This window comes from Gordonia sp. w5E2 (genome assembly GCF_036540975.1).
Lineage (GTDB): Bacteria > Actinomycetota > Actinomycetes > Mycobacteriales > Mycobacteriaceae > Gordonia > Gordonia jacobaea.
This window is the reverse complement of sequence record NZ_CP144213.1, coordinates 3,789,137-3,806,544: the sequence shown is the minus strand read 5'-3', so window position 1 is coordinate 3,806,544 and position 17,408 is coordinate 3,789,137. Positions and strand designations below refer to the sequence as shown.

Annotated in this window: 18 protein-coding genes; 6 read left to right on the top strand and 12 right to left on the bottom strand. The window is 65.8% G+C overall.

Annotated features, from left to right (window positions below; genetic code table 11):
- Positions 1-69: 69 nt before the first annotated feature.
- The gene (locus RND64_RS17165; RefSeq protein ID WP_049698738.1) at positions 70-930 is read left to right on the top strand and encodes an LLM class F420-dependent oxidoreductase; all 861 of its coding nucleotides are present in this window, start codon (positions 70-72) and stop codon (positions 928-930) included.
- 489 nt (positions 931-1,419) lie between these two features.
- Here the strand turns inward: RND64_RS17165 and RND64_RS17160 are convergent, their stop codons facing one another.
- The 3 genes from RND64_RS17160 to RND64_RS17150 all read right to left on the bottom strand — a co-directional run bounded on the left by RND64_RS17160 (position 1,420) and on the right by RND64_RS17150 (position 3,558).
- Positions 1,420-1,998 carry a peroxidase-related enzyme gene (locus RND64_RS17160; RefSeq protein WP_049698739.1) on the bottom strand — a complete coding sequence of 193 codons (579 nt, stop codon included), beginning with the start codon at positions 1,996-1,998 and terminating at the stop codon, positions 1,420-1,422.
- A 57-nt stretch (positions 1,999-2,055) separates the two neighbouring features.
- Positions 2,056-2,622 carry a TetR/AcrR family transcriptional regulator gene (locus RND64_RS17155; protein ID WP_049699021.1) on the bottom strand — a complete coding sequence of 189 codons (567 nt, stop codon included), beginning with the start codon at positions 2,620-2,622 and terminating at the stop codon, positions 2,056-2,058.
- A gap of 90 nt (positions 2,623-2,712) precedes the next feature.
- Positions 2,713-3,558 carry an SDR family oxidoreductase gene (locus RND64_RS17150; protein ID WP_049698740.1) on the bottom strand — a complete coding sequence of 282 codons (846 nt, stop codon included), beginning with the start codon at positions 3,556-3,558 and terminating at the stop codon, positions 2,713-2,715.
- A 192-nt stretch (positions 3,559-3,750) separates the two neighbouring features.
- On the opposite strand from RND64_RS17150, the gene RND64_RS17145 reads away from it, so the two are divergent.
- Positions 3,751-5,190 carry a flavin-containing monooxygenase gene (locus RND64_RS17145; RefSeq protein WP_049698741.1) on the top strand — a complete coding sequence of 480 codons (1,440 nt, stop codon included), beginning with the start codon at positions 3,751-3,753 and terminating at the stop codon, positions 5,188-5,190.
- A complete protein-coding gene (locus RND64_RS17140) occupies positions 5,187-6,146 on the top strand; it encodes an alpha/beta hydrolase (protein WP_049698742.1) in 960 nt (319 codons plus the stop codon). Before RND64_RS17145 ends, RND64_RS17140 begins: the two co-directional genes overlap by 4 nt.
- Here the strand turns inward: RND64_RS17140 and RND64_RS17135 are convergent.
- Complete coding sequence (locus RND64_RS17135) at positions 6,143-7,669, bottom strand: acetyl-CoA acetyltransferase (RefSeq protein WP_049698743.1); 1,527 nt, start codon at positions 7,667-7,669, stop codon at positions 6,143-6,145. The two genes, RND64_RS17140 and RND64_RS17135, sit on opposite strands and share 4 nt — an antisense overlap.
- Positions 7,669-8,364 (bottom strand): class I SAM-dependent methyltransferase, encoded by a 696-nt coding sequence (locus RND64_RS17130; protein WP_049698744.1) that lies wholly within the window; start codon positions 8,362-8,364, stop codon positions 7,669-7,671. Before RND64_RS17130 ends, RND64_RS17135 begins: the two co-directional genes overlap by 1 nt.
- Before the next feature lie 49 nt (positions 8,365-8,413).
- Here RND64_RS17130 and RND64_RS17125 point away from each other — a divergent pair, with 49 nt between their 5' ends.
- Both RND64_RS17125 and RND64_RS17120 read left to right on the top strand, forming a co-directional pair.
- Entirely contained in the window at positions 8,414-9,382 is a 969-nt protein-coding gene (locus RND64_RS17125; RefSeq protein ID WP_049698745.1) for an NADPH:quinone oxidoreductase family protein, read from the top strand.
- A 292-nt stretch (positions 9,383-9,674) separates the two neighbouring features.
- On the top strand, positions 9,675-9,950 hold the full coding sequence (locus RND64_RS17120) for a DUF2277 domain-containing protein (protein ID WP_049698746.1): 276 nt from the start codon (positions 9,675-9,677) through the stop codon (positions 9,948-9,950).
- A 14-nt stretch (positions 9,951-9,964) separates the two neighbouring features.
- On the opposite strand, the gene RND64_RS17115 is transcribed toward RND64_RS17120, so the two are convergent.
- The 7 genes from RND64_RS17115 to RND64_RS17085 all read right to left on the bottom strand — a co-directional run bounded on the left by RND64_RS17115 (position 9,965) and on the right by RND64_RS17085 (position 16,681).
- On the bottom strand, positions 9,965-10,915 hold the full coding sequence (locus tag RND64_RS17115) for an amidohydrolase family protein (protein ID WP_049698747.1): 951 nt from the start codon (positions 10,913-10,915) through the stop codon (positions 9,965-9,967).
- A gap of 33 nt (positions 10,916-10,948) precedes the next feature.
- Entirely contained in the window at positions 10,949-11,569 is a 621-nt protein-coding gene (locus RND64_RS17110) for a PaaI family thioesterase (RefSeq protein ID WP_049698748.1), read from the bottom strand.
- A 46-nt stretch (positions 11,570-11,615) separates the two neighbouring features.
- A complete protein-coding gene (locus RND64_RS17105) occupies positions 11,616-12,989 on the bottom strand; it encodes an alpha/beta hydrolase domain-containing protein (protein WP_049698749.1) in 1,374 nt (457 codons plus the stop codon).
- A gap of 9 nt (positions 12,990-12,998) precedes the next feature.
- On the bottom strand, positions 12,999-13,403 hold the full coding sequence (locus RND64_RS17100) for a carboxymuconolactone decarboxylase family protein (protein WP_049698750.1): 405 nt from the start codon (positions 13,401-13,403) through the stop codon (positions 12,999-13,001).
- Positions 13,400-14,269 (bottom strand): NAD(P)-dependent oxidoreductase, encoded by an 870-nt coding sequence (locus RND64_RS17095; RefSeq protein WP_049698751.1) that lies wholly within the window; start codon positions 14,267-14,269, stop codon positions 13,400-13,402. The genes RND64_RS17100 and RND64_RS17095 overlap by 4 nt, the downstream gene beginning before the upstream one ends.
- Complete coding sequence (locus RND64_RS17090) at positions 14,266-15,003, bottom strand: SDR family oxidoreductase (RefSeq protein WP_049698752.1); 738 nt, start codon at positions 15,001-15,003, stop codon at positions 14,266-14,268. The genes RND64_RS17095 and RND64_RS17090 overlap by 4 nt, the downstream gene beginning before the upstream one ends.
- A gap of 211 nt (positions 15,004-15,214) precedes the next feature.
- The gene (locus tag RND64_RS17085; protein WP_049698753.1) at positions 15,215-16,681 is read right to left on the bottom strand and encodes an aldehyde dehydrogenase; all 1,467 of its coding nucleotides are present in this window, start codon (positions 16,679-16,681) and stop codon (positions 15,215-15,217) included.
- An 81-nt stretch (positions 16,682-16,762) separates the two neighbouring features.
- On the opposite strand from RND64_RS17085, the gene RND64_RS17080 reads away from it, so the two are divergent.
- Positions 16,763-17,350 carry a TetR/AcrR family transcriptional regulator gene (locus RND64_RS17080; RefSeq protein WP_049698754.1) on the top strand — a complete coding sequence of 196 codons (588 nt, stop codon included), beginning with the start codon at positions 16,763-16,765 and terminating at the stop codon, positions 17,348-17,350.
- Positions 17,351-17,408 lie beyond the last annotated feature (58 nt).

Genomic DNA, 17,408 nt, shown 5'->3' with positions numbered 1-17,408 from the left:
GATTCCCGGCGCCGCAGAAATTAGAACATGTTCTAGACAGGTGTCCAGTGGTCTGCCTATTCTTGCGGTATGGATTTCGGGATCGTTCAGTTCACCAGTGATCGTGGGCTCAAGCCGCAGGTGGTCGCACCGCTCATCGAGGAGGCGGGGTTCGCGTCTTACTTCGTTCCCGAGCACGGTCACATCCCCACCCGCCGCGACGCCGCGCACCCGCAGACCGGCGATTCGTCACTGCCCGACGACCGCTACATGCGCACCCTCGATCCGTGGACGACGCTCGCTGCGGCAGCAGCGGTCACCTCGCGAATCAAGCTCGCGACGGCCGTCGCGCTGCCCGTGCAGTCCGATCCGATCACGCTCGCGAAAACGCTTGCCACCCTTGACCACATCTCCGACGGCCGGCTGATGCTCGGCGTCGGATTCGGGTGGAACCTCGACGAACTCGCCGATCACGGCGTTCCGTCGAAGCGTCGTCGAACGATGCTGCGGGAGTATCTCGAGTCAATGCGCGAGCTGTGGACGGTCGACGAGGCCGAGTATCACGGCGAGTTCGTCGATTTCGGCACGAGCTGGGCGTGGCCCAAGCCGCCGCAGGGGGCGATCCCGACGCTCGTCGGCGCCGCAGGCAACGAGAAGAACTTCACGTGGATCGCTCGCAGCGCCGACGGCTGGATCACGACGCCCGGCGAGGACGACATCGCCGGTTCCGTCGCGCTGCTGAGACGGATCTGGGCCGACGCCGGACGCTCCGGCGAACCGCAGATCGTCGTCCTGGACTTCAAGCCGATCCCCGAACGTCTCGAGGAGTTCCGCGACCTCGGCGTCACCACGGTGCTCTACGGACTTCCCGACGACAGCGTCGAACGAGCCACCGCCTACCTGGCCAAGCTCGCGGGCAAGGTGGGCCTCACCCCCGCCGCGGCCCGTTGATCGGGCTGCCCCCGCTGATCGGGCTGCCCTCCGCTGATCGAGCTGTCCTCCGCTGATCGAGCTTGTCGAGATCACTCGCCCCGTGGTGGGTGGTCTCGACTCGGGTGCTCGCTGCGCTCGCGCCCGCTCGACCAGCGGTAGGTGTCGCGCCCGCTCGTCGTGAGGCCCGCTGATCGGGCTGCCCTCCGCTGATCGAGCTTGTCGAGATCACTCGCCCCGCAGTGGGTGGTCTCGACTCGGGTGCTCGCTGCGCTCGCGCCCGCTCGACCAGCGGTAGGTGTCGCGCCCGCTCGACCAGCGGTGAGACCCCCGCTGATCGAGCTGCCTTCCGCTGATCGAGCTTGTCGAGATCACTCGCCCCGCGGTGGGGTGGTCTCGACTCGGGTGCTCGCTGCGCTCGCGCCCGCTCGACCAGCGGTGGGTGCCGCGCCCGCTCGACCAGCGGTGGGTGTCGCGCCCGCTCGACCAGCGGTGGGTGTCGAGATCACCTCAGCCGGCGGCCGGCCCTCGGTCGAGCGAGTGGTACTCGACGTTCGGCACGATGCCGAGGGCCGAGGAGATCCGATTGGTGAAGTTGTACATCGCGGTCAGCTCGACGACGTCCCAGATGTCGTCGGGACCCAAACCTGCGGCGGCGAGAGCGTCGACGTCGGAACGCTCGACGGTCGCGGGCGCGCTCGTCAGCTTCTCGACGAAGGCACAGATGGCGCGCTGCCGTTCGCTGAGTTCGGCGTGACGCCAGTTGAACGTGATCCGGTCGGCATTGGCTTCGTCGTGCAGCTCATGCCGTAGCGCCTGACCGTGCGACACCAGGCAGTACGTGCATCGGTTGATCCCCGACGCCACCACCGCGATCATCTCCCGATCTGCGCCCGAGAGCGTCTCCGACGGCTCGGTGACCTGCCGAAAGTGGTTGAACCAGGCGGAGAATCGCTCGGGGCGGTGTGCATACGCCGTGAAGACGTTGGGTACGAAGCCGAGTTGCTCGGATGCCTTGCCGAAGAGTTTCTGTAGCTGCGGCGACAGTTCGTCGACCTCGGCGTCGGGGAAATATGATCCGCTGCTCACGGGACACGCTCCTGAAGGGGGTAGTGACGGCCGACTATCGACCGCATGGTCACCCAATCACGCACGTGGCTGGGCGCGAAGCCCCGGCATCACAAAATTGTGGATGTATACCGCGACGGATCGTGGGTCGTCGGGGTCGATCGTCGCGCCGGGGACGGTCCCGAGGCTGATGAGGATTCGCGCGATCCACTCCGATGTGGTGTCGACGTCGTGCCCCGAGTCGACCTCTCCCGCGCGGATCGCGGCCTCAACGTAGGGCCGCCAGAAGTCGGCGAGGTCGGGGACGAGGCCCGCGACGCCTGCCCCGGCACAGGCAGCGAACTCGTCGGGCTCCGCGGTGCGTAGGCGCAGGAGCAACGCGCCCGGGTCGTCGTAAGCTCCACGTCCGATTCGCACACCCGCGATGAGTTGTTCGGCGAAACCGTCGATCGTGTCGAGCTCGCTGCGGGCGTTGGTCCAGAAGGTCTCGTTGAGTCGGACGATGGTCGCGCCGACCATGGTCTGCTTATCGGGGAAATGTCGGTACAGCCAGGCGCGGGACACGCCTGCGACGTCGGCGACCTGTTGCATTGTGGTGGCGCGGATTCCCTTGTCTGCCAACAGGCTTTCCGCGGCGTCGAGCATCCGGTCGGTTGCAGACGCAACCTCGACCGCGCGGGGTGTTCCGGTGGTGTCTGCTTGCACGATGCCTCCCTACTTCACGTCAATCCCGGTTCACGTCAACTGGATGCGGCCGCTGCGTACGCCGGCGACGACACCGCCGTCGACCAGGATATCGGTCCCGGTGATGAAACCGGAGCGCACCGGATCGAGGAGAAACTCGGCGGCCGACGCGATGTCTTCGGCCGTGCCGAACCGGCCCGCTGCGCACTTGTCGATCATGGCCTCGTAACTCGAATGCGCGAACTCGGCGTTGAACTCGCGCCATCCCATTTCCGTCGCGGTGACGCCGGGGCACACCGAGTTGATGCGCGCCCCACGGTCACCCCAGAGCGGCGCAGCGGACTGAACCCGAATAACGTTTCCGCGCTTGCTGTATCCGTAGGCGAGACCGCTGGCGAACTCGGGTTGCATGTCGGGAAAGGCGAACATCGGCAACCCGGCCAGTTCGCTGGCCGGAAGCGTCGCGAGTGCTGTGCCCTGTTCGGGGGTGACCGCGTCGGCGAAGATATGTGCCGCGACGCTGGCGATGATCACGCCGGCGCCGCCGTCGGCGATCACCCTGCCGAACTCCTCTATGACGTATGCGGCGCCCACCAGATTGACCTCGACGATCCGCTCGGGAGTCGCCTGCGCCGGTGACACGCCTGCGGTGTGTACCAGAGACATGACCTCGCCGAGCGAAGCCGCACGGTCGGCGAGTGCGGCGACCTGGTCGCGGTCGGCGACATCGATCGCCTGCGCTGTGACGTCGAAGCCGCCGCGACGCAACGCGGACTCGACGTCGGCGAGGTGCTCGGCGTCGTAGTCGGCGATCAGCAGCGGCCGACCCGATCCGAGGCGACGCGCAATGGCCTCGCCCATTCCGCCGACGCCGATGACAGTCAACACTGGTGGCATGTCTTCTCCGCTCGATTGTCGGACGCGCTGTCGCGCGGGGATCTGCGGCGAACTCTATCAACGAAAGTAGACATTTTTGCCAAAGTGTTCACCGAGCAAGACGGTGGGGAGTAGACACAATTGTGAATCTGTCAACTAGACCGCAATGTCGTCGCGACTTCCTCGCGTCGTCACCACTATCGAGAGGGCAATATGAGCGCACGTCCACCGCAGACGGCTGTGATCGGCGCGGGCATCAGCGGACTGACCGCGAGCAAGATGCTGGCCGACTACGGCGTGCCATTCGCCACGTTCGAGTCATCGGATCGAGTCGGGGGCAACTGGGCCTTCGGCAACCCGAACGGCCACAGCAGCGCGTATCGGTCACTGCATATCGACACGTCCAAGCACCAGTTGTCTTTTCGTGATTTTCCTATGCCCGATGACTATCCCGACTTCCCACACCACACCCTGATCAAGCAGTACCTCGACGACTACACCGACGCCTTCGGACTCCGAGAGAAGATCGAGTTCGGCAACGGAATCACCCACGCGCATCGCCTCGACGGGGGCGGTTGGGAACTCTCGACGCAGCGGGGTGAGACGCGCTACGCCGACCTTCTCGTCGTCGCCAACGGGCACCACTGGGATCCTCGATTGCCCGACTTCCCTGGCGAATTCGCGGGTGTCGAGATGCATGCGCACTCGTACATTGATCCGCGTACGCCGCTCGATCTCTACGGCAAGCGCATCCTGGTCGTCGGGCTGGGCAACAGCGCTGCCGATATCGCGGTCGAATTGTCTTCGCGCACACTGGAAAACTCGGTCACCATCTCCACTCGTTCGAGTGCGTGGATCGTCCCGAAGTACCTGGGTGGCAAGCCTGCCGACAAGTACTATCGCACCTCGCCGCACATCCCGTTCGCTTGGCAACGCAAGATCGCCCAGGTCTTCCAGCCCCTCACCGCGGGCCGTCCCGAGAACTACGGGCTCCCCAAACCCAATCACAAGTTCTTCGAGGCGCATCCGACGCAATCGGTCGAGCTGCCGTTCCGTCTCGGCGCGGGCGACGTCACGGCGAAGGGTGATATCTCGCGTCTCGACGGCGACACCGTGCATTTTGTCGACGGGTCGTCGGCCGACTTCGACGTGATCATCTACGCGACCGGCTACAACATCACGTTCCCCTTCTTCGATCCCGACTTCATCAGTGCCCCAGGCAATCAGATCGATCTCTACAAGCGGATGATCTACCCGGGCGTCGACGACGCGTTGTTCGTTGGCTTCGCACAGGCGACACCGACGCTGTTCCCGTTCGTCGAATGTCAGGCGCGGCTCGTCGGCGCGTACGCGGTCGGTCAGTATCAGCCACCGCCCGTCGACGAGATGCGCAGGGTCATCGCCGAGGATCAGGAGTTCTACACCGGCCACATGGTGCACAGCGCGCGGCACACCCAGCAGCTCGACTACTTCCTGTACGAGCACGACATGCGCACCAAAGAGCTACCGGCAGGTCGACGACGCGCCGCCGAAATCGGTGCACCGAGTTGGGCGGGTGTCGCAGAGCGTTCGCCGCACAATGGTGATCCTTCGACGGAATCAGCCGAAACCGCAACAGAATTGGTGTCCATAAGCGACGGGGGATCACGATGAGCCAGCAGATCAGAGAAGACGTCACCTTCAATAGCGATGGAACCGACTGTCATGCCTGGTTCTTCCCGCCTGCGGCACCGTCACCGTTCGCGACGGCCGACGGTGTTCCCGTCGTGGTGATGGCACACGGCTTCGGGGGCACCAAGGATTCGGGACTCGAACCCTTCGCTCGACGCCTCGCCGACGCAGGTCTCGCGGTGTTCGCCTTCGACTACCGGGGCTTCGGTCTGTCTGAAGGCTCACCCCGCCAACGGGTGTCGATGGCGGGTCAGATCGCCGACTATCACGCTGCGGCCGACGCCGCAGCAGGTCAACCCGGTGTGGACGCAGGTCGCGTGGTGCTGTGGGGGCTGTCGCAGTCGGGTGGTCACGTGCTGTTGGCCGCTGCAGACCGGACCGACGTGGCCGCGGTGATCTCCGCTGTACCCATGGTCAGCGGCCTGGCCGCGGGACGTCACCACCTTCCACACGTCGGTGTCTTCTCGATGCTGCGACAGAGTATCGACGGTATCGCGAGCGCGGCGTCGTCGAAAGTCGGTGGCGCGCCACATATGTTGCCGATCGTTGGTCGGCCGGGTCAGCAAGCGGCTCTCACCAGCTCCGGCTTCTACGAGAGCTACAAAGCCATTGCCGGCCCGTCGTGGCTCAACGAGGTCGACGCATCGGTGTCGCTTGAACTCGGGTCCTACCGGGCGGACAAGTACGTCGATCGGATCGACGCGCCGAAGCTCGTGCAGATCGCCGACTTCGATCGGGGGGCACCTCCGCACGCCGCCGCGAAGGCCGCGTTCAAGGCGCGTGCGGAGGTACGGCATTACCCGTGCGATCACTTCGGCATCTTCGCCGAGGTCGACCCGGTGACCTTCGAGAGGGTCGTCGACCACCAGATTGCCTTTCTGACAAGGCATTTGGCTACTCCGGTCGATCTCCGCGAGCTCGACGCCGCGGTGAGCTAGGCCAGGCGGGCGCTGTTGGCACCCTCGGTCGCCTCGATCGTCAGCTCGACGCCGAACGGGTTGCCCACCTCGAGGAGCGCGAGCAGTGCGTCGTCGGAGGTGAGTGCGGCCACGCGGGTGTGGTCGTCGTGCGTTGTCGCGACGACCACACCGATTGGCCCACGCTTGCCATGGTCGACGGTGTAGGTATCGAGAGTTGCTGAGCCCGTGAAGAACTCGGCGACGGGTAGCGGGTCGGCATTGTCGACGCGGGCCTGCAACGGGCGATCTGACCGAGGTGTCCAGGTGGTCGGCGTCGTCGAATAGACGCCGACAGACGTCTTGCTCATGATGCCGCCGTTGGCGACAACGAGACCGAACGCGTCGGGTTGGCGTCGCAGTCGCTCGACGGTCTCGACGATCGCGTGGCTCGAGTAGTTGTGTCCCGGTCCGCCGAAGAAGGGCAGTCCGCCGGTCACCGTCAGGCCGGTCGGGGTATCGACGTCGAATCCCAGTGCGTCGCAGATGTTGAAGACAGGGATGGCAAAGCAACTGTAGAGGTCGACGGTCGCAAGATCGGCGACGCCGATCCCCGCCATCTCGAGCGCTCCGGACGTCGCGATGGCGGCCGCAGGGCTCGTGCCGAGGTCGGCTCTGGCGAGCAGTGCGTGTTCGCGAAGATCGGTATGTCCATGGAGGAACACCCAATTCTCGCGTGGTACACCCATCTTCGTGGCGTTGGCCGCCGAGGTGAGAATGATGGCAGAGCCGACATTCACAAGATCGCGTGCCACAACCAAGCGCGGATACGGCTGTGCGATAACGCGATTGGCGTCGGTGACCGTTGCCAACTCGTCAGCGCTGCGGATCACGGGCGATGCCGCAAAGGGATTGGCCGCTGCCACCTCGGTGAACGGAGCGAACAGGCTGCCCATCGCGCGTCGATAATCGTCGACGCCCACACCGAGCCTGTTGCGTCGTGCATTCTCGGCGAGCGCATACGCGACCGGCATCGACGTCAGCCGGTGCCGGACCATCGTCATGTCGATGAAGTCTTCGAAATGCGGTCCGCGATCGTCGAGTTGACCGTCGATCTCCTCGCTGAAGTCGGGTCGGTCGTCACGGTCGGCGAAGTGCCGCGCCGTCGATGTGGCCTCGGCGCCGACGACGAGCACGCACTCGGCGCCGCCCCTCGCGATTGTCTCGGCATGGTCGGTTACCAGGGACTGCGGCGACTGTCCGCCGACGACCTCGACGAGTACTCGCTCGGGCGTCAGGCCCACACGCCGCGCGACCGACCGCGGATAATTGTTCGAGCGCCCCAACGGACTGGGCACGTGCGGCATGTTCTCCATCTCGCGAACAGCGGCGATCACGTCGATCGCGTCGGCGACGGCAGAGGCAACACCGGTGTCGGCCAGAGCATTTCGCGTCGCGGAGGCGCCGAGATCGATGCTCGACCACGCCTGGTAGTCGGGCGTATCGATGCGATCGCCGGACTGCCCGACGCCGATGATGACCGGCGTGGTGGGGTCGATGCGCATCAGCGCTGCAGCTTTTTCCCGACGATGCCGGTGTCGCGACGCAGCACGCGCAGAGAACCCTCTGCGCGCACCTCGGTGAACTGGCCCGTGGCGAGTGCCTGACAGTAGATCTCGTACGGCGGCCTCCCGCCGTCGGCGGGGTCGGGGAATACGTCGTGGATCAGCAGCGCGCCACCGATCCGTACCCAGGGCGCCCAACCGTCGAAGTCGTTCTGCGCGGCCTCCATTGAGTGCCCGCCATCGATGAACACGAAGTCGGCGGGTGAACCCCAGATCCGCGACGCGACGGTCGACGGTGCGAGCACTCCGATCACCGTCTTCTCCAGATCGGCGTCGAACATCGTGCGGCGGAAGCGTGCCGAGGTGTCGAGTGTGCCGGTGTGCGGGTCGACCAGCGTCGGGTCGTGGTACTCCCAGCCGGGTTGGTGTTCTTCGGAACCGCGGTGATGGTCGACGGTGACGATGGTCGCGCCGACACGTTCGGCCGCGGCGCCGAGGAACACCGTCGACTTTCCGCAGTAGGTGCCGATCTCGATACCGAGCTTCGTCGAATCAGGTTGGGAGAGATACTCTCCGGCGATCTCGAAGAGTGTTTGCGCCTCGTCGAGCGGCATGAAACCGGGCGCGTCGTCTGCGACCTTGAGTCGAATGGCCGAGGGGGCTGACGTCGGCTGAGACGCCGAGAGTGCACTCATGTCCCAGATCCTAACCGTGCGAGCGTTCGCTCCGCGTAGGGTTGGCAGCATGAAAGCACAGGTGCTCACCGCAGAGTCCGGACCAGACGGTTTGCAGTTGACCGAGGTCGACGATCCGACGCCCGGTGCGGGCCAGGTACTCGTCGACATCAAGTCGTGTGGCGTGTGTTTCCCCGACCTCCTGATGAGCCAGGGCAAGTACCAGTTGAGAACTCCCGTGCCGTACACCCCGGGGACCGAGGTCGCGGGCGTGGTGCGCGAGGCACCCGCAGACTCCGGATTCAGCGCGGGCGACCGTGTCCTGGTCGCGTCGATCGTCGGCGGGTTCGCCGAACAGGTCACTGCGGCACCCGAACAGTTGCTTCGACTGCCCGACGAGCTCTCATTCGACGAGGGCGCCGCCATGGGTATCAACTTCCAGACCGCGCTGTTCGCATTGAAACTGCGCGCACAGACCGCGCCGGGTGAGATCGTCGGCGTCCTCGGTGCCGCCGGTGGTGTTGGCGTGGCGTCGATTCTGGTCGCCAAGGCGATGGGCGCGATGGTCGTCGCGATCGTGCATCGCACCGGCGCCGAGCAGATGCTGCGCGATCTGGGCGCCGACCACGTGGTGCAGTTGTCCGACGGCTGGGGAGATCGGCTCAAGGAGGTTGCGCCGGAGGGCGTCGACGTCATGATCGATCCCGTCGGCGGCGATGTCTTCGACGAGGCGCTGCGCCAGGTGGCGCCCGACGGTCGGTACGTGGTGATCGGCTTCGCCGCGGGTGGCATCCCGACCGTCAAGCTCAACCGCGTGCTGTTCCGCAACATCGCCGTGGTCGGCGCCGCCTGGGGCGAGTACGTCCGCACCCATCCAGACGTCCCCGCGCTGCTGCACGACGAGCTGACGGAGATGATCGAGGCGGGGCTCCGGCCGCCGGTGAACGTCCGCTACCCACTCGCCGACCTCCCACAGGCGTTGACGGATCTCGCCCAGGGGCGGATCCTGGGCAAAGCGGTCGTGCACGTCGCGGACTGAGGTCACCTCGCTGGTCGAGCTTGTCGAGACCACCCGCTTGCGGGTGTCGCGCTGAGCCCGCGGGAGTGGTTTCGACTCGGGTGCTCGCTGCGCTCGCGCTCGCTCAACCAGCGGGAAGCTGGTCGAGCGCAGCCCGCTGGTCGAGCTTGTCGAGACCACCAGCCAGCGGGAAGCTGGTCGAGACCACCAGCCAGCGGGAAGCTGGTCGAGACCACCAACCAGCGGGAAGCTGGTCGAGCGCCGGCCCGCTGGTCGAGCTTGTCGAGACCACCAACCGAGAAGAGGAGCCACCATGTGTCGCAACATCACCGAGCTGCGCGGGCTCGAGCCGCCCGCGACCGACGACGAGGTCGAGGCCGCGGCCCGGCAGTACGTCCGCAAGGTCAGCGGAGTCCGGCACCCGTCGGCCGCGAATGCCGAGGCGTTCGAGGCTGCGGTCGCGGCGGTAACGGCAGCAACCGAAACACTGCTCGACGCGCTCCCGGAGCGTCGTCAACCACCCAAGACGGTGCCGCCGCTACGGCGACCCGAGGTGCAGGCCCGCATCGCGGCGTCGCAATCGCGCTGAGCGAGCCGGTCACCTCACGCGCCGACGCCGAAGAGTGACGCCGCGTTGTCGTAGAACACCCCGCGCAACCAGTCGTCGCCGAGGTCGAGTCGCACCAGTGCGTCGAGCGCCTCGGTGTAGCGATACGGGATGTTCGGGTAGTCGCTGCCGAACAGGATCTTGTCGCCGAGTTCGAGTAGGCGTGGCCGGAGCTCGACCGGGAAGGGCGCACCCTCCTCGGAAAAATCGGTGAACGACATCGTCGTATCGAGCCGAACGTTCTCGTAGGTGTTGGCCAAATCGAGAAATGCCTCGTACTCCGGCGTACCCATGTGCGCGACGATCAGCGGAAGCGACGGGAACTGCCGCAGCAGCGCAGCGATCGGTTCGGGTCCGGTGAAACGGCCGGGCGTCGGCCCCGAACCGCAATGGATCACGACTGGCACCCCGACGTCGGCGATCTGCGCCCAGACACTCGTGAGGCTCGGGTCGAGCGGTGAGTAGTCGCCGACCTGGATGTGCGACTTGAAGACTCGCGTTCCGCGCTCGATCGCCTTCGAGACGTACGACGCTGCGTCGGGCTCCGGATAGAACGTCGACGTGTGCAGACAGTCGGGGTGGTGCGAGGCGAAATCGGCGCCCCAGCCGTTGAGCCACTCGGCCATGTCGGCTTTGTGTGGGTAGATCATCGACGTGTAAACGCGAACTCCGAAGGCCTGCAACGCCGAGACACGCACGTCCTCGTCGGCGCGATAGGTAATCGGCCATTCCCGACCGATCATCGGCCCCACCGAATCGAAATAGGCCCACACCTTGTCCATCACCCGACGAGGCATGAAGTGCGTGTGTACATCGATGATCCCGGGTAGCCCCAGGTCGCGCCAGAACTGCCGTACCTGCGCGGCTTCCGCAGCCGTGAACGGTGCAGGCGGGCTGTCGTGGTCGTGGGCGGCCGTGTCTGCTGTTCCGGTTTCTGGGTCGGTCACAAAATCACCGTACGCCGCGAGCGCCGTCGCGAACTACAACTCGGGCACGTCCTTCGGAACGATGAAGAGTCCCTCGGCTTCGACGGTGATCCCGCGGGCATCCGACAATGTGCCGCGCACTGTCTTCTTGCGACCCGCTCGTTCGACGATCTCGGCGCGAGCGACCAACTGTCCCAACGGAGTCGGCCGTAGGTAGCGGAACTCGATCGTGCCGGTGTAACTCGCCTTGTTGTCGGCGGCAGCGGCTTCACCCAGGACCTGATCGAGGACCAGAGCGCAGACTCCGCCATGAACATGCCCCGGTGGGCCCTCGTAGGCGGCACCGAGGGTGAACTCGGCACGTACGCCGCCGCCGTCGGGCGTCGAATGCACGGGCGGTGCGATCGCGTTGCGCATCCCCATCACAGCGTTGCCCCAGGCCATGCCGACCAGGTTGCTGGTGTAGCGCACGCCGTAGGCGCCGTCCATCTGCTGGGCGCGCAGCGCGTCGACGACGCCCGACACCGTGCGCTGGGCGTCGACGACCACCTCGTCGTCGACCTCGGTGCGGATGACGGCGTCGACGAGGTCGCGCACCGATGCGACCAGCGGCTCGAAAACCGCTCGGCGTCGGGCGATCTCATCGTCGGAGATGTCTTCTAGCGTGAAGTCCACGGGTGGCTCTCTTCGATCGGAAACGACACAGACATGCACAGTCCTGTCAGCGCGTCAGCGGTCCCGGACGGGCGTCGGCCAGAACTTCGTCCCGGTCGGCAGGACTGATCACTCCGCGCGCGATGGCGTCGTCTGTCGATGCCTCATACGCACGCAGATAGTCGTCGCGAGTCGGATAGCGCGTTGCGAGTTCGTCGTCGGATAGCGGTGTGGTGGAGCCGAAGAGCACGCAGATGCGCGGTACGTCGCCGGTGACGACGCCGCTGAGCACCTCGGTCGGTGCATCGACGCATGGTGTGCGAACGCCCCCGAGCACATTCCCGACGTCGTCGCGCACGTAGTGCGGCGATGCGGCGGTGACGTCGACGTCGAGCGGTGCGGAAGTCGGTGGCGGCGTTCCGTTCTCGATCCACTCGCGCAGATGCGCCACCGCTGCGCGCAGCACAAACACCTGCTGGCCGCGGTTGACCGGCTGCGGGCATCCGAGAAGATCTTCGTACTCGCCGATCTGTACGAGATCGGCGTGCGATGTCCCGGCGACCTCCCACGCGCGGAAGACGTCCGTATCCGGTTGTCGCGCTTCGATATAGCGAAAGTCGGTGAGTACATCGGTCTCCGTCTGTACGACGAACACCGGGGTTGTGGCGTCGGAGCGGATCGGTTGCGGTGGCCCCGCGTAGGCGGGGGAGATGTCGATCGGTCTGCCCGGCTCGCCGAGGGGCAGTTGTCCGAGTGGGCGCGAGTGGATCAGCGCCCCATCAATCGCATCGTGTTTCTGTGCGATCCGATTCACGTAGGTTGTCAACGCCATCGCAGATTGCGATTCGCCTGCCGCGGTCACCCAACGCACGTCGAGGCCGACGAGGGGGTGCCGATCGGAATCGTTGTCGCGCAGGGCTTGTGCGATCGCCCCGAACATGTCGTAGCTGTACCCGTCGCCCGGATGATGCAGCCCCGCATAGCGCTCCGGGTCCTTCGCCTCCAGCGAATCGCCCTGGACTCCTGCGGTTCCCGCGCCCGTCGTTTCGAGGTCGACGGAATCTCGGCCACCCGCGATGCCCGTGTACTGCGCCGAGATGCCGACATACGCTGTCCCTGACCGCACCAATTCCTGTGCGACGTAGGTGTATTCGGGTGCGGAGTCGGCGCCGCTGCTGACGTTGAACCATTCGACGACGACGTGACCGTTGAACTGCGCGGCGTCGGGTCGACGTACGAGGATGCGTGTGGTGAACGGTGCAGGTTCGACACCGTCGAGTTCACCGTCTGGTCTTTCGACGAAGCGTCGGGCAATCCCGCTGGCGGCGTACTCGAGTTCGGAATATCCATGGCCGGCGAGGTCTGGGCCGGGGGACGCAGACATCACGCTGGTCTGTCCCGCTCCGCCGGTCAACTCACGGAAAGCGATCGTCGCAGTCATCCCTCGAGGCTAGCCCGGCCTACTCTGCGACTTGCGGTACTTGCTGATCACCTGGCCGAACATCATGTTCATCTTGGTGCCCAGCGGCCAACCGACGTAGTAGCAGAGGAACAGCGCGATCTCTTCGAGCTGCTCGGGCGTCAGTTCTTCGTTGCCGAGCGCGGCGCCCGCCTGGATCTCGGCGACGTCGACCTGTCCGCTCGCGGCGAGAGCGCCGAGCAGGATGAGCCGTCGATCGCGGATACTCAGCGCCGGCCGCGACCAGACTTCGGCGAAGAGTTGATCGGCAGTGTGCGCGAAGTGCAGGCCGGGGCCGTCTGACATTTCCCACCCGTAGACCTGCGACATCAGATCCAGCCCGCGTTTGCGTTGCTCGGTCTGGGCGTCCGGGGTCGAGATTGCGTCGTCGGTCATTTCTCTCCTTCGCTGTGTGGCACGCCGAGACCTGTGGCGAGATCGGCGAGTGCCTCTGTCCCCAAGGGCAGTTCGACGTCGAGAGTGTCGCCGAGGCTCAGCGCGAGCGAGAGATCCTTCTCGCCCAGCTCGCGTACGTGCGTGAAGATGCCGTACCAGAAGTCGTCGGGTTCGATCGGTGCCGTGGTGTCGCGCAGCATGATCGCGCCCGCGCCGCCGGTGATGGCGTCGGTGTGGCGGACCACCTTGCCCAGTTTGGCGACGTCGATGCCCGCTGCCTGCGCCAACCGTGAAGCCTCCGCGGTTGCCGCGAACGAGATGAAGTGCAGCAGGTTGCGAGCGAGCTTCATCTTGGTGCCCGCACCCACGTCGTCTCCCGCGTGGACGAGCATGTCGGAGGTCAGCGCGAAGGGTTCCTTCAGGCGTACGTAGGCATCTCGCGGCCCGCCGACCATCACGGCGAGACGGCCCTGCTCCGCGCCGGGTGCGCCACCGGAGATCGGGGCGTCGAGCAGCGTCACTCCACGTTCGGCGCAGACGGCAGCGAGGTCGACGGCGGTCTCGGGGCTGATCGTCGAGTGGACCGTGAGGATCGTTCCGCGCGCTGCGCTTTCGAGCAGGTCAGTCACTACCGTGCGGACCTGCGCGTCGTCGCGCACACAGATGCCGATGATGTCCGACGACGCCGCGAGCTCCGACAACGACGACGCCGCGCGTGCACCCTGGTCGACGACCTTGACGACAGCATCGGGGGAAAGGTCGAAAACTGTCAGTCCGCCTTGCCATTTCGCCAATCGGCCGGCCATCGGGCCCCCGATGTTGCCGAGCCCGACATAGCCAAGACGGGACGCGGAGTCGGTGGTCATGAGCGGATGACCTGCCCGCCGTCGACATTGAAGATCTGTCCGGTGACCCAACTGGCCTCGTCGGAGAGCAGGAACAGGCACATCCCGACCAGGTCCTCGGGCTGGCCGAATCGCTTGAGCGGCAGACGGTTGACGATGTCGGCGACCATCTCCTTGGGCGTCGTCTCGCGTGTCGCCTCGGTGTCGATCGGGCCGGGAGCGATGGCGTTGACACGGATGTTCTGGCCACCGAGTTCGGTCGCCAACTGCTGCGTCAGCCCGTTGATCCCGACCTTGGCGAGGCCGTAGAAGCCGCTGTAGAGCCATGCGGCGGTGGAGGATTGGTTGACGATGGCCCCGCCGTTGCGCATGTGTCCGTACACCGCGCGGGTGACGTTGAGTGCGCCATCGAGGTTGACGCTCATGAACTTCTTGTAATAGTCCCACGGCACGGTGATGAGGAAGTCGAGCTTCATGCCGCCGTAGATCGCCGCGTTGTTGACCAGGCCGTCGATGGAGCCGTACGCGTCGACCGTTGCGGCAGCGAGGGATTGCGCGGAGTCGGGGTCGGAGACGTCGGTGTGGACGTACCGTCCGCCGATGTCGGCGGCGACCTTCTCGCCTGCGTCGTCGTTGAGGTCGGCGATCACGACGTTCGCGCCCTCGGCGGCGAGGCCGCGGGCGTACGCCTCGCCGATGCCGCCCGCGGCTCCGGTGACGATGTAGGTGCGATCAGTGAATCGTGCGGAAGTCATTGCGCTGCTGTCTCCTTCGAGGTTGGGGGTGGGGTGGGTGGTCTCGACTCGGGTGCTCGCTGCGCTCGCGCCCGCTCGACCAGCGGTGGTGGCGTGCCTGCTCGCGCTGGGGTGGGTGGTCTCGACCGGGGTGCTCGCTGCGCTCGCGCCCGCTCGACCAGCGGTGGGAGCCGCTGATCGAGCTGTTTCCCGCTGATCGAGCTTGTCGAGATCACGCAGGCTCCGCGATGGCCTTGGTCTCGAGGTACTCCTCGAAGCCCGCGACGCCCATCTCGCGGCCGATACCCGATTGTTTGTAGCCGCCGAACGGGACGTCGGCGGAGTACCAGATGCCGCCGTTGATCGACATCGTTCCGGTGCGGACGCCGTCGACGACCCTGTTGATGCGGTCGCGATCGGTTCCCCAGACGGCCCCCGAGAGGCCGTAGGGGGAGTCGTTGGCGATGCGGATGGCGTCGTCGTCGCCGTCGTGGCCGAGAATGACGAGCACCGGGCCGAATATCTCCTCCTGCGCCGTGCGGGACGAGTTGTCGAGGCCGGAGATCAGGGTCGGCGATACGAAGAAGCCCTTGTCCTTGTCGGCGGGTCGTGCGCCGCCGATCTCGATCGTGCCGCCTTCGGTCTGCGCGAGCTCGATGTAGGACTCCACACGCTCACGCTGCGTCGCCGAGATGACGGGACCGCAGATGGTGCCGGGATCGGTGGGGTCGGCCGCTGCGAAGCCGGCAAGCGAGTCGCGCGCCAATGCCGTTGCCTCCGCGAGCTTCTCACGCGGGACGACGAGTCGAGTGGTGATCGCGCAGCCCTGGCCCGCATGCGTCACGACGGCAAACGCGGCCATCGAGACCGCGGACGCAAGGTCGGCGTCGTCGAGCACGATAAATGCCGATTTGCCGCCGAGTTCGAGGAAGACCTTCTTGAGTGTCTCGGCCGCCGAGGCCATCACCTTCTTGCCGGTGGCGGTCGAGCCGGTGAACGAGACGATGTCGACGCGCGGATCGGTCGACAACTGCGCACCGAGGGCGTGATCACTCGACGTCACGATGTTCACGACGCCCGGCGGAAAGTCTGTCTCTTCTGCGATCACCTTGCCGACCAGAGCGGCGCACCACGGTGTATCGGGTGCCGGCTTCAGCACGACGGTGCAGCCCGCTGCCAGCGCCGGTCCGATCTTGGCGAAGTTGATCTGATGCGGGAAGTTCCACGGTGTGATTGCTCCGACGACGCCGACTGCCTCTTTGCGGATCTCGCGAGTGTTCTTGATTCCCATGGGCTTTGCCTCGCCGAGGTCGCGGGTCCACTTGTAGCTCTCCGCCAGATCGGCGAAGTATCCGAGGTCGCGGATGGGCCCCTCCAACTGCGGTCCGTGAGTGAGGAACACCGGGCAACCGACCTCGGCGACGGTGAGCTCGCGCAGTTCGTCTGTGTGGGCGAGCAATGCGTCGCGCAGTTGCCGCAGGCAGTGTGCGCGGAAGGTGGCGTCGCGCGACCAGTTGGTGGTGTCGAAGGCGTGGCGGGCGGCGGCGATGGCCGCGTCCATATCGTCGACGGTCGCGTCGGCCGCCTGGCCGATGACCTCCTCGGTCGCCGGATTGATGACGTCGAAAACGCCGCCGCTGCCGGGAATGAGCTTGCCGTCGATCAGGAGATCCGACGCTGATGCTGGACGAAGAGACATGAACTGGGCTCCAACGCTGACTGGAAGACTATCTGGACAGGTGTCTGGACTCGAGTTCAAACCTAGTGTAGCGTCGGTCACATGTCCAGCCCCGTGTCGCAGGAATCCACGCGTCGCCGACTGACCGCACAGCAGGCCGAGACGGTTGCGCGGCTGACGGACGCCGCGGTCGACGTGCTCAATGCAGACGGTTTCGACGGCCTCACGGTAAGGGTGGTTGCCAAGCGTGCAGGGGTCGCACCCGCGACCGCGTACACCTACTTCTCGTCGAAGAGCCACCTTGTGTCAGAGGTCTTTTGGCGCCGACTGGCCGAAGGAGTACCGGAGGCCGACGCCTCGTTGTCGCGAGAGGATCGGGTCGCCGAAATCCTGCGCAACGTGTCACTCGTGGTCGCGGGCGAGGGGCAACTCGGCGGTGCGGTCACGGTCGCACTACTCGGTACCGACCCCGACGTCGAACACCTGAGACTGCGGATCGGTGGCTTCATCCGGACACGACTCGCGCAGGCGCTCGAGGTCGACGTCGAACATCCCGGTCCGGTTGTCGACGCACTGGAGATGCTCTACGCGGGCGGTCTCGTCCACGCAGGCATGGGACATCTGACCTACGAACAGACATCCGAGCGGCTCGTCGCCGCGGCACGCCTGATCCTGTCGGCGCAGCCCTAGGCGGGTCGCGCCAGGTGCGCGGCTCTGCCCTGAAGGCACGCCCTCGACATGCACATAC

Coding starts and splice junctions, on each gene's coding strand:
- RND64_RS17140 (WP_049698742.1), top strand. CDS start 5,187: ATGAGCCAGCAGATCAGAGAAGACGTCACCTTCAATAGCGATGGAACC.
- RND64_RS17095 (WP_049698751.1), bottom strand. CDS start 14,269: ATGACCACCGACTCCGCGTCCCGTCTTGGCTATGTCGGGCTCGGCAAC.
- RND64_RS17085 (WP_049698753.1), bottom strand. CDS start 16,681: ATGTCTCTTCGTCCAGCATCAGCGTCGGATCTCCTGATCGACGGCAAG.
- RND64_RS17135 (WP_049698743.1), bottom strand. CDS start 7,669: ATGCGCATCGACCCCACCACGCCGGTCATCATCGGCGTCGGGCAGTCC.
- RND64_RS17130 (WP_049698744.1), bottom strand. CDS start 8,364: ATGAGTGCACTCTCGGCGTCTCAGCCGACGTCAGCCCCCTCGGCCATT.
- RND64_RS17080 (WP_049698754.1), top strand. CDS start 16,763: ATGTCCAGCCCCGTGTCGCAGGAATCCACGCGTCGCCGACTGACCGCA.
- RND64_RS17120 (WP_049698746.1), top strand. CDS start 9,675: ATGTGTCGCAACATCACCGAGCTGCGCGGGCTCGAGCCGCCCGCGACC.
- RND64_RS17165 (WP_049698738.1), top strand. CDS start 70: ATGGATTTCGGGATCGTTCAGTTCACCAGTGATCGTGGGCTCAAGCCG.
- RND64_RS17125 (WP_049698745.1), top strand. CDS start 8,414: ATGAAAGCACAGGTGCTCACCGCAGAGTCCGGACCAGACGGTTTGCAG.
- RND64_RS17145 (WP_049698741.1), top strand. CDS start 3,751: ATGAGCGCACGTCCACCGCAGACGGCTGTGATCGGCGCGGGCATCAGC.
- RND64_RS17100 (WP_049698750.1), bottom strand. CDS start 13,403: ATGACCGACGACGCAATCTCGACCCCGGACGCCCAGACCGAGCAACGC.
- RND64_RS17105 (WP_049698749.1), bottom strand. CDS start 12,989: ATGACTGCGACGATCGCTTTCCGTGAGTTGACCGGCGGAGCGGGACAG.
- RND64_RS17090 (WP_049698752.1), bottom strand. CDS start 15,003: ATGACTTCCGCACGATTCACTGATCGCACCTACATCGTCACCGGAGCC.
- RND64_RS17150 (WP_049698740.1), bottom strand. CDS start 3,558: ATGCCACCAGTGTTGACTGTCATCGGCGTCGGCGGAATGGGCGAGGCC.
- RND64_RS17155 (WP_049699021.1), bottom strand. CDS start 2,622: ATGCTCGACGCCGCGGAAAGCCTGTTGGCAGACAAGGGAATCCGCGCC.